Here is an 11,386-nt window from a genome sequence, read left to right as displayed (position 1 = left end):
TAATGATAAGGATAATTCGACAAGTACTGGCATTTTGTGGTGTGCTGCTGGCTCCGGTGCTATATGCCCAGCAGGCACCACAGTACACCCAGTACATATTTAATGAAATGGTCATAAACCCGGCCTATACGGGTAGTAAAGAGTTGCTGAACATAAACGCAACGCACCGCAGCCAGTGGTCCGGGCTGGAAGGCTCTCCTACCTCCCAGGCCCTCAGCATAGATGGGCTCACCCGAAACGGCAGACTCGGCATTGGCTTTAGCGCACTAAACGATGAAATTGGAGTCCAGACACAGTTAAGTGCCTATGGCAATGCCTCGGTGCGCCTTAACCTGAGCGAGACTTCCAGAATTGCAGTAGGCTTTGCAGGAGGCTTTGCGCAATACACCCTCGATGGCACCAAACTCCGGCCTGGCAGTACCATTATTCCGGATGTAGCTATTCCGACAGGCCGTGAGTCGGAGCTGCTGCCCGACATAAGAGGAGGCGTGTTTTTTAATACAGAGCGCTTTTATGCTGGCTTTTCGGCTGCCAACCTGGTGCCGTTTAAAGGTAGCAACACCCTTATTGGCACACCGGCCCGTCAGTATTTTCTATCATCAGGGTATGTTTTCGACCTGAGTCCGGCGCTTCGTTTTAAACCGAGTTTCCTGTTGCAAGACGATTTTAAAGGACCTTCCAAAGTCGATCTAAATTCTTTTTTAATGGTATATGACCGGGTTTGGTTCGGAGGTTCTTACCGAACGGCCGTACCCCTGTTCAATAAAATGCCAGCAGATTATAAGCTGCAGAAAAAGAATGCCTTTGCCCTTATAGCGCAGCTGTTCCTGACGCCGAGCCTTCGACTGGGGTACTCTTACGACATTACGCTCAACGACCTGCGGGAGTATCCGAGTCATGAGGTGTCGGTAGGGTATACCTTCTTTAAAAAGCAGGATACGCGTACGCAATCTCCACGCTTCTTCTAGTTCATACTTGCCGTAAAAAATGAAGATCATTCCATTCCTGAAAATAATGTTGCTTGCCTTAGTCGTAGCCGCTGCACAACCAGTTGCGGCTCAGCATGCACTGAAGCAAGCCAACAAACATTTCGAAAAATACGAGTACACCTTAGCGGTAGCAGCTTATAAAAATATACTGAGTGCAGGTGAACCAAGCCTGCCGGTGGTACAGCGCATCGCCGACAGTTACCGGCTCATGAACAACAACCCTGAGGCAGAATTCTGGTATGCGCAGGCTGTGAACTTTCCGGATGCTGACCCTGTAAACCTGTTGCACTACGCCAATGCCGCCAAATATAACGGCAACCTGGAAAAGGCAAAGGAACTCTACCAAACATATGGCAGTAAGGCAACCGGTAAAAGAGAAGTAGCCACAAAATTAATAGCTGCCTGCGACTCTGCTCTGGCCTGGCAAAACCAAGCCAGACCTTACACCATCAGGAAAGCCGACAATGTAAACACTGGCAGCGCAGATTTTAGTCCGGTAAAGTTTAAGGGCGGGATTATATTTGCATCAGACCGCCTCGCCGGCGATACCACTTCCTCCAGGCTTAACTCCTCCCAACGCTCTCCCTGGACGGGCAATGGGTATATTCAGCTTTACTTTGCGCCAACAACCTCCGATTCTACCTGGGGCTCGCCTGTTGCCTTGCCGGCACCTGTTAATACTGGTTTTCATAACGGACCGGCAGCTTTTCTGGAGCAGGAGAACTTATTGTTTTTTACAAGAGTGGCTTCCAAAAAACGAGTTCGCCGAAAAGGAAACGCAGATCCTACCAGCTGGTTTACCAGTAATACAAGCCTCGAAACCAACCGGTTAGAAATTTACACAGTCGAGTACAAAAACGGTACGTGGGACAACGTAAAGCCTTTCCGCTACAACCGCCCCGATGCCTACTCTGTCGGTCACCCGGCTGTAACGCCAGATGGCCGCTATTTATATTTTGTATCTGATATGCCAGGCGGCTTCGGTGCCACAGACATTTATTTTTGTGAGCGGCAGGAAAACGGCACCTGGAGCAAACCTGTGAACGCTGGCGAAGCTATTAATACCGCAGGCCGCGAGAGCTTTCCGACCATAGGAGCCGATGGCGAACTTTACTTTTCTTCGGATGGGCACCTGGGTATGGGCGGCCTGGATATATTTAAAGCCATTGGCGTGCACACCAGGTGGCAGGGAGCAGAGAACATGGCGTTTCCGCTCAACTCCTTTACCGACGATTTTGGGATGCTGGTAGACAGTACCGGAAAGGCAGGCTTGCTTACCTCAGCGCGCCAGCAGGCTGGTGCTTCCGACGATCTTTATGCTTTCAGCTACATTTCTATTCCGTGTAATGTGCAAGGAGTGGTAGCAGAAACCATTCGTGACAGAAAAACGAGGCAAACAGTGCAGGTGCCTGTAGAGAACGCGCTCGTGCAGCTGCTGAACGAAGAAACCGGTACTTTTGAGCAGGTCGCTACCGATGCCAGAGGGCGCTTCTTCTTTAATGTGATGGGCGGCGTGCAGTATACCATTCGGGGAAGCAAAGGTGGTTACCTGACACATGCCGTTACCATGATGATGGAGTGCAATGCCAGAACAGACACGTTGAACCTGGAAGTAGATTTTAACAGAGACACCCCGGAGAGGCCTATTCTGCTGAAAAACATCTACTACGACCTGAACAAGTCTGAGATAAGGCCAGATGCGGCACGCGAACTCGATAAACTGGTGCGCACACTGCAGGAGAACCCAACCATTAAGATAGAACTCAGCTCCCATACCGATAGCCGCGAAAGTGCCCGGTACAACCAGATCTTATCAGATGCACGGGCACGGGCTGCTGTAAACTATATTGTATCGAAAGGCATACCGAGCAGCCGGATTGTTGCCAAAGGTTACGGCGAGTCTATGATCCTGAACCGCTGCGTTGACGGCGTAAAATGCTCGGAAGAGGAGCACCAGGAGAACCGCCGCACCGAGTTTAAAATACTGGCACCAACCATTAAGTTCTGATAAAAGGTACCGGAAGAAGTAAAGACGGGAGTGCCAACCCTTGACGGTTTTTAGGAAAAAATGCTTCGGAAGGGCGTTTTCATTAGCATAATTCAGTTGCAGCTATGATTTAACAGTTGCTTAATTACCATTTACTTACAGATTTTGGCGGGGTAAATGCTAAGAAGGCCACTTCGGAATTATGCTAATGAAAATGGACTTCCAACGATTTCTGAAACAAAAAACAGCAAGGGCCGGCAACTCTCCTAAAGAGCAACGGTAATTTTGGGGCAAGTTAAGGCTCCTCTTCAGCACACCACATGAAACACATTTTGCCTGATGGCGCAGCGCTGCACTACGAGCTGCACGGCAACCCGAAAGCAGACCAGACATTTGTATTCCTGAATGGCTTTTCGCAGACAACGGCGGCCTGGGCAGGAGTCGTGTTTGCGCTAAGTAAACCGTACAGGCTGCTGCTGGTAGACCTCCTAAACCAAGGCAAGTCGACTACAACGCCAGCAGTATGTACTTTAGAAGCCCATGCCGCAGCTATTGCTGGTCTGCTTCGTGTGCTGGAGCTGTCTAAGCCCATTGTGGTCGGTATTTCTATGGGAGGGGCTGTAGCGCAACGCTTGCTGGTGCAATTCCCTGAGGCGGCAGTGGCGGGTGTACTTGTTTCTTCTTTTGCGCAGGTAGATGCTTATTTTGATGCGGTGCTGCAGAGTTGGGAGAAAGCTGTACTGGCAGGTGGCCCTCCTCTACTGTTGGATGTTATGCTGCCGCTTGTGCTTGGCCGAAGTTATTTCGACAAGCCATTTGTGGTTAGCCTGGAGCATCTAAAACAGAACAAAGTCTCTCAGAGCCTCACCTCAGAAAGCCTGCTGCAGCAGATTTTATCCATCAAAACAAGTAAAGAGTTTATACCGGAGTTGCGCCAGGTGCAGGTGCCAGTGCTGCTGGTGCATGGCCAGGAAGACCCCTTATGCCCAGTACGGGCTGCTGAAGTTATGGCTAAAGCAATACCGCAAGCAAAATTGGAAGTGCTGCCAAACGCAGGCCACACGCTTAACCTGGAGTGCATTCCTGATGTTAGTAGATTAGTAGATACGTTTGCTAAACAGCTAAGCTCGCTAAATTGAGTTTCGGCAGGTGCCCAGGTACTGTAGCCGATCAATTATTCTAATGGAATAAGCCTTCAGAAGATAAATGACCAGATTTCTGCTAAGGGTATATCTGGGTTAATTACAGGCAGTTGGCGCTGGCAGGCAAGGTGAGAAATTTAAAGAGCAACAGAACAGCAACTCGCAAAGCTCCTGTTGGTAGAATGTGCTCTTATACAATAGTGGTTCTTAACTTCAGATGGCGAAGTAAGGCCTCAATATACGGCTCATCCAGAACTACATCTACTCCGCCTATCACCTCAGGGCGTGCTCTTACCATAATTTTACGGCTTTGAGAATAAAATACCAGGGCACAATCATGCAGGGCTATTTTCTCATTTCCTTCGTTAAAATCCTGGTACACCTCAATCATAAGAATAGGGTCGGAAAAAATGCGAAGGCTGGAGAGTTTGCCAAACTGCAAGGAGCCTTCCTGCCAGAGCGGGGCGCTGCTCACGTTAATATCGAATTCGTAGTAGATGGCAGCCTCGCGGTTAAGCAGCCGGTAGTCGGCACTAATGTTAATGTAGGTCCTGAAATTATCCTGGCTGTTGTTGGTAGTAGACAAAGCTATGGCAAAACCATTGGCCCAAAACAGAAAATGACCGTGGTCGCCTTCTACCTGGAGCTTGTCTGAGTAAAAGAAATAAATTCTCTCTCCCAGAATATGCCTCAGAATCTTAGTCTGGTTATCAGAGATTTTAACTACTTCTAACTGTTGCACCTTCGTATTCCTTTTAAATTATTTGTAGGCTGAACACAAGTAAAGCCTTTAACAGTCAATTGCCAGTTGTACTAGCTTCTACCTGGCAAAAAGACCGCCTCCAGGCTATCGCAGCAAAGTTTACTAATACGCGGTGGCGGCAAACAGGGTGCGACATTTGAAGAATAATTTTTGCCTTGCCTTTAACTTTTTTAAAAAAGCTGCCAGAGCCACTCGCTGCATTCATATTAACTTGACTTGCAGTAAGTGTAAAACTTCAGTTGCAATATGCTCTTGCTGTGCTCAGGCTGTTGGAACAGTACCTTTGCGTGTAGCAGGCCATGCATACCTCTTAGATTTGGTTGTGTACTGGAGGCCAGAGTCAGTTCATCAGGTTGATCCTGCTTCGGTAGCGCTATTGTGCCATCACGGTTTTACGTTAACGTTCAAACATTAATCTTGCCAAAGAAAGTTTCTATCTTTCAAATTACGAAAATAAAACATCGGAATAGCACCAATAACTGGCTGAAGCCATTGTACTTGTCAGGAAATGCCTAAAGTTACTGCCTGTAGAGTGGGCAGTTAGAGAGGGAGCTACTTAGAAATATGTAGCCCTTGCCTGGCAGCAGTAGGCGCTGCGGCAGGTAGTTTCAAAAGCCAAAGTTCTTGCGCCATAAACGCAGCACTGCCAAATACCAGATAACTGATAAGCCAAAGCAGCTTTGCTGCCACTGTGCTTGCTGCAAAGTTTTATAAGCCATAGCACACCTGTTAACCTCGGGCAGGTGCTGCTATGGAATTATTTGTTACAGCTTGCCTAAGCTGCCGATACAGTACCGTTGAGGCCCTCTTCGGCCAGCAGGTCGTTAAATGCTTCGGCCTGTTGTTTGTTTTCAAACCGGCCAGCCTTAATGCGGTGTATTGTCATGCCATTAAACTGCTCTTCGCTCAGTTCAATGCTTAGGTGCTTATCAAAAGCCTTAAGTTTTTCAGAAAATGCTTTGGCAAACTGAGGCTGCAGAAACGAACCAGCCTCTATGGTGTACAGTTCTTCGTTTACTTCCTGCTCCTCGTCATCGAGACTAGCCAGTGCAGATCCAGGCTTGCCTAAAATCTCTACTTTAACTTCTCCTAAACCGGCACCTCTAATGTCTAATACCCTGGCCGCAGCCTCAGATACATCAATTATACGGTTGCCTACAAATGGTCCTCTGTCATTTATCCGCACAATAACCGATTTGTTGTTGTCCAGGTTGGTAACTTTTACCTTGGTTCCGAATGGGAGTTTTTTATGAGCAGCAGTCATCTCGAACCTGTTGTACCGTTCGCCGCTGCTGGTCTTTCTGCCGTGATATTTGCTGCCGTACCAGGAGGCAGTTCCGGTCTGAGCTTTGGTGGCTTTTTGTGAAAAAGAAGGATTGTTAAAGCCGATAAATATGATAGTAATAAAGAAGAAAAAACAGTTTGTTCTATTAAAAATCATCTCATTTAATAGTTGGTGAAGCCACAAAGTTAACAAAAAATGTTTAAAACAAGCCTTTGTAGCCATTGAGCCTCCTCAGGTGTAGGGGGATACACTCTTTTAATTAAAATTGCTACAAGCTTAAATTTGCTAAAATCAGCGTTTAAAGCTAGTTTAGTAGCTATTAATGTTTAAATATATATAAAAATTATTATAAAAATTTTTTTTCGATTTTGTTAGTTAAATTTTTCATTTGCTAAATAAATGTTAGATAAGTACAGCGTTTTTTTGCTTTAAACCTGCTCCGGCGCCTTGCCAAAAGCAGCTTCAGAAACGTATAAATTGTAAAATATGTAGACTATGGATTTTGGAAAATTAGCTGACATTAGCAGAGTGGATTTTACCCTGCCTCCAGACCATGAAGGAACTGCTTCTGCCTTGCAAAAAAATGCAGCTGAAGCTAAAGCAGCACCCGCTATTTTTGTGGGGTTACCGGTGTGGGTAAACAAAGCGTGGACCGGCCATATTTACCCGGCCAGCATGCGCGAAAAAGATTCTTTGCTCTGGTATGGGAAGCAGTTTAACACCATCGAACTTAATAGCACCCATTACCATATTCCCGGCCCCGATACCATAGATCGCTGGCGGCATGCTGTGCCCCAAGGCTTCAGGTTCTGCCCAAAGTTTCCGCAACTCATCAGCCACGAAGCCCAATTGCGGCATACGCAGGATCTGACAGCTACATTTTGCGAAGCTATAGCAGGTCTGGAAGAGAAACTAGGCGTATCTTTTCTGCAACTTCCGCCATCGTTTGGGCCGAGGCAGCTCCGCGACCTGGAGGCTTTTGTGCAGTTTGTGCCGGAGTCGGTGCCACTGGCGGTGGAGCTGCGCCACCCCGATTGGTTTAAAGACGCCACAGCTGCGCAAGAGCTGTACGAGGTGCTGGAGAAATACCGCGTAGGCACCGTGCTCACCGATGTAGCTGGCCGCCGCGATGTACTGCACATGCGCCTGACCACACCTATGGCTATGGTTCGTTTTGTAGGCAACGGCCTCCACCCCACCGACTACAGCCGCATAGATGCCTGGGTGGAGCGCCTGCAACAGTGGCTGGAAACCGGTTTGGAGCAACTCTACTTTTTTGTGCATGAACCCGACAACATCGCCGCACCGGATCTGGCCATATACCTGATCGAGAAGCTGAACACCGTTTGCGGCTTACAAGTTAAACCACCCAAAAAGTTTGTGCAGGCAGTGCAGGGGGAATTATTTTAAGGAGCCATCAGATATAAGATCTGTTGTTGAAAACTACACGTTTCTTGCCTTTCAAAAAGTTGAAAAGTTACTGGCTGGCTCAGAGAAAATTTAGTTCGACACTTCGTGCATCAAGGTGAATTATTCTAATGGAAAAGCCCTTCCAAAGCTAATCAGGCCATTTTTGCTTCAAGGTTATCCACATAAAAAAGGACACTGACCTGTTCATAGGTAGCGCCCTTGTTAATTATAAGAGATATTCTAAAATCTAATGTCTAGCATCTAACATCTAGTTAAAGCTTAAACACATCATCCGAAATCCCCTTGTTCACCTCCACCGACTGAACTTCTGTTTTAATTGTCTGAGGTCCAAAACTGGTTTCAACAGCATGCGGAAATTTAATGCCGTTTACTTCTTTGTAATTCTTGTAGCTTCTGGTTTGTGTAATTACTCCTTGCGGCGATTGTATGCTATTAATGGTTTTTACTAGCAAACCAGATTCCTTGTCGAAATAGTTGGTGGTGCGCTGGCCGTTTGGCTGCTTTGCCTCTATGGCGTAAGCCTCTTTGCTATCAATGCTCTCCAGGCCTTTCAGTTCAGTTTTTATGCCCAGTTTGTCGTAGAGCAGCACTCCAAAAATAGCTGCTTCGAGTAGCTGCGTGTTGAGCTGGTCGGCTGGTATTTCCTGGTTAACGCCTTGCATGGGAGCTTCCATTTTGCCCTTACTGCCATTTATGGTCACCTTCTGCATCGGGTTGTTGTTCATCAGAATAGCTACATGGTATTTATCAGGCGATTTTTGTTGCTGCACAAATTGCAGTTGCGTGCCCTGCATAGTAGCACTGCTTATTATCGATACATCTTTTAATTTATCGATGTTGGCTTTGCCGCCCAGCGCCTGTACGTAATTGGTAAGTACTGCTTCGGCAGTTAAGCCTGCCGGCAACGAGGCGGCCGTGCTGCGCTCCAGTTTGTCGCCCGAGGTGTTATAGTAGCTAATACCACCTTCTGAGTCGAAAGGCTCCAGTTTGGTGGCAATGTCGCTGGCGTTTCCTACTGCAATTATGTACAGCTGGTCTGGTGTAATATGCTTCTGTGCCATGCGCTGCACATCGGCTACTGTTACAGCCTCTACCTTTTTAAGGTAGTTGGCATAATAGTCTTTTGGCAGGTTGTAACGGGCGGTATTAATGGCATAAAAAGCTACTGTGTTCGGGTTCTCAAGGCCACGGGCGAAGCTGCCGGTCATGTAAGCTTTCGCATCTTTTAGCTCCTGCTCGCTTACCTGCTCAGACCTTATGCGGCTAAGTTCGTTTTTGAACTCTACAACAGCGCTATCGGTAACGGCATTGCGCACATTGCCGGAGGCAGCAAAGTAGCCCAGCAACTTGTCTGATGACACGGAGGAATAGGCGCCATAGGTGTAACCGTGTTTTTCGCGCAGGTTCATAAAGAGCCTGGCGGTGCTGGAGCCACCTAATATATTGTTCATAAGTTGGGTAGGAATAGATTCGGGGCTGCCTGGTTTCAGATCTGCTGGGTTTGCCAGCGCCAGCGATGTTTGCACGGCACTTGGTCGGTCTACAATTACTACTTCAGTCTGGGCTGGTTTCTGTGGCAACGGGTATGAGAGTTGCTTTACTTCGCCTTTTTGCCAGTTTTTAAAGGCAGACTTGTTGAGCAGTTTTTTCACTTCTTTTGCCTTTACATCGCCAACTACAGCCAGGTAAGCAATGTTCGGCTTAAAGTAGCTGCTGTAGTAGTTCTGCACATCGGCCAGCGTAAAACTCTCTACTGTCTGCTCCGTCATCTGCTCGCCATAAGGGTGATTTTTGCCAAACAGCAGTACCTGGCGCACTTTGCGGGCAATGGCATCCGGGTTGTCTTTTTCCTGCGCCAGGCTGGCCAGCATTTGCTTTTTCACCTTGTCCAGTTCCTCCTGCTTAAAATCAGGGTTCAGGAGGGCATCGGCTGAGAGGTTGAGCAGGGTAGGCAGGTGTTTGGTAAGGGAGGAGGCGCTAAAGCCGGTGGAGGTAAACGAAAGCTCCGCCCCGATAAAATCTACGGCCTCATCTAGTTCGTCTTTGCTTCGGCTCTTGGTGCCGGTACGCATCATCTGCCCGGCCGCCGATACATAGCCTGCTTTTTCGCCTTCTAGAATAGGGTCGCGGTCCAGCACCAGCGACATAGACACAACCGGCACCTTGTGGTTCTCCACCACGTACACCTTCAGCCCGTTTTTCAGGGTAAACGATTCGTATTTGCCTAGCTCAATTTTAGGGGCAGGTCCTGGTTCAGGGGGTGTTTGCCTGGTTTGTGCTTTAGCTGTGCTCACAACAACCAGCAGCAGTAAGAGGAGGTGATATGTTTTTCTCATGGTCTGAAAGGCTTATTTAGGTTGTGCTGATTTGGGCAGGTAGTGCAGCACGACGCGATTCTGTTTTGTTAAATATTGGTTGGCAACGCGCCTGATGTCTTCTTTTGTAACCTTACGGTAGCGCTCCAGCTCCGTGTTAATCAGGTTGGCATCGCCGAAGTACACGTGGTAATTGGCCAGTTGCTCGGCTCTGCCTGCCACCGTAGTGCTTTGCTGCACAAACTGGCTTTCCATCTGGTTATGCAGCTTCTGAAATTCCCGGTCTTCGAGCTGTTCTTTTTTTACGCGGTCTATTTCGGCATCCATGGCTGCTTCGAGGTCGGCTACGTCTACACCCATGTTGGCAATGGCATATGTCAGGAACAGGCCCGGGTCTTCGGTAGGAAAAGGCACAGAGGCAGCTGCCACGGCTTTCTGCTGCTTGTCTACCAGCGCTTTGGGTAAGCGTGAACTCTCGCCTTCGGAGAGCAGCATGGTGAGCATAGAGAGCGCGTAAAAGTCGTCGGTACCTTGCGCCGGAATGTGGTAGCCTTGTATAACGGCAGGTAGTTGTATGTTGTCGTACACTGTTTTACGGCGTTCCTCTGTCTGCTTCGGCTCCTGCACGGCTGGTCGCGGAATTTCTTTTGTTCCTTTCGGGATGGTTGCAAAGTACTGTGCCACGAGCTTCCGTGTCTGCGCTATATCAATATCGCCGGCAATAGAAAGCGTGGCGTTATTGGGCACGTAAAAGGTTTTGTAGAAATCTCTGAATTCCTCAATAGAGGCGTTCTTTAAATCTTCGAAAGAGCCAATCGGCATCCATTTGTAAGGGTGCACCTGAAAGGCTGTGCCAAACATGTTTTCGCCCATAGAGCCGTACGGTTGGTTGTCGATTCGTTCGCGCTTCTCTTCCTGCACCACCTTGCGCTGCGTTTCTACGCCCACCTCGTCTATTTTGGCGGCCCGCATACGCTCGGCTTCCATCCAGAGGCCAAGCTCCAGCTGGTTAGAGGGCAGCAGCTCGTAGTAAAATGTGCGGTCGAAGGAGGTGTTGGCGTTGAGGGTGCCGCCTGCTTTGCTGACCATGCCCATGTACTCGCCCCGGCCAATGTTCTCGGTGCCTTCAAACATGAGGTGCTCAAAAAAGTGTGCAAAGCCGCTCCGGCCTTCTGCTTCGTTTTTTGAGCCTACATGGTACAGCACCGTTACCGCCACGTTGGGGGTTGAGTTGTCCTGGTGCAGGATCACGTGTAGTCCGTTGTTGAGGGTGTATTCTGTAAAATCGATCTTGTTGCTCTTGCTTTGCGCCAAAGCCCCGATACTGGCAGCGCACCACAAAAGGCAGCTGAATACAATGCGTTTCATGCAGAGGTTGTTAAAGGTTTGTAAGGCAGCAGTTCGTAGAAAGGAGCTGCCCAAATCACTTAAAATTAACAGAATCTGCGCAAAAGGCTTATCTGCAAAGGCAATA

General features: G+C 48.3%; 8 protein-coding genes. 4 read left to right on the top strand and 4 right to left on the bottom strand.

Annotation, left to right across the window (positions count from 1 at the left end):
• The first annotated feature begins 2 nt into the window (after window positions 1-2).
• The 3 genes from FVR03_RS02585 to FVR03_RS02575 all read left to right on the top strand — a co-directional run bounded on the left by FVR03_RS02585 (window position 3) and on the right by FVR03_RS02575 (window position 4,115).
• The gene (locus FVR03_RS02585; protein WP_187270016.1) at window positions 3-968 is read left to right on the top strand and encodes a PorP/SprF family type IX secretion system membrane protein; all 966 of its coding nucleotides are present in this window, start codon (window positions 3-5) and stop codon (window positions 966-968) included.
• Between the two features lie 19 nt (window positions 969-987).
• Complete coding sequence (locus FVR03_RS02580) at window positions 988-2,997, top strand: OmpA family protein (protein ID WP_255474032.1); 2,010 nt, start codon at window positions 988-990, stop codon at window positions 2,995-2,997.
• 299 nt (window positions 2,998-3,296) lie between these two features.
• Window positions 3,297-4,115 carry an alpha/beta fold hydrolase gene (locus FVR03_RS02575; RefSeq protein ID WP_147920200.1) on the top strand — a complete coding sequence of 273 codons (819 nt, stop codon included), beginning with the start codon at window positions 3,297-3,299 and terminating at the stop codon, window positions 4,113-4,115.
• Window positions 4,116-4,308: 193 nt separating this feature from the next.
• On the opposite strand, the gene FVR03_RS02570 is transcribed toward FVR03_RS02575, so the two are convergent.
• Together FVR03_RS02570 and FVR03_RS02565 are read right to left on the bottom strand one after the other, a co-directional pair.
• On the bottom strand, window positions 4,309-4,860 hold the full coding sequence (locus FVR03_RS02570; protein WP_147920199.1) for a hypothetical protein: 552 nt from the start codon (window positions 4,858-4,860) through the stop codon (window positions 4,309-4,311).
• A 796-nt stretch (window positions 4,861-5,656) separates the two neighbouring features.
• Window positions 5,657-6,322 carry a septal ring lytic transglycosylase RlpA family protein gene (locus FVR03_RS02565; RefSeq protein WP_147920198.1) on the bottom strand — a complete coding sequence of 222 codons (666 nt, stop codon included), beginning with the start codon at window positions 6,320-6,322 and terminating at the stop codon, window positions 5,657-5,659.
• A 339-nt stretch (window positions 6,323-6,661) separates the two neighbouring features.
• Between FVR03_RS02565 and FVR03_RS02560 the strand changes: the two genes are divergently transcribed.
• Complete coding sequence (locus FVR03_RS02560) at window positions 6,662-7,576, top strand: DUF72 domain-containing protein (protein WP_147920197.1); 915 nt, start codon at window positions 6,662-6,664, stop codon at window positions 7,574-7,576.
• A 272-nt stretch (window positions 7,577-7,848) separates the two neighbouring features.
• Here FVR03_RS02560 and FVR03_RS02555 read toward each other — a convergent pair whose 3' ends face one another.
• A complete protein-coding gene (locus tag FVR03_RS02555) occupies window positions 7,849-9,933 on the bottom strand; it encodes an insulinase family protein (protein WP_147920196.1) in 2,085 nt (694 codons plus the stop codon).
• Window positions 9,934-9,945: 12 nt separating this feature from the next.
• Window positions 9,946-11,280 (bottom strand): M16 family metallopeptidase, encoded by a 1,335-nt coding sequence (locus FVR03_RS02550; protein WP_147920195.1) that lies wholly within the window; start codon window positions 11,278-11,280, stop codon window positions 9,946-9,948.
• Between the last annotated feature and the right edge of the window lie 106 nt (window positions 11,281-11,386).

The sequence above is a fragment of the Pontibacter qinzhouensis genome (genome assembly GCF_008017455.1).
Classification (GTDB): domain Bacteria; phylum Bacteroidota; class Bacteroidia; order Cytophagales; family Hymenobacteraceae; genus Pontibacter; species Pontibacter qinzhouensis.
Note: the sequence above shows the minus strand (reverse complement) of the source record. Positions and strands in the feature narration are given on the sequence as shown.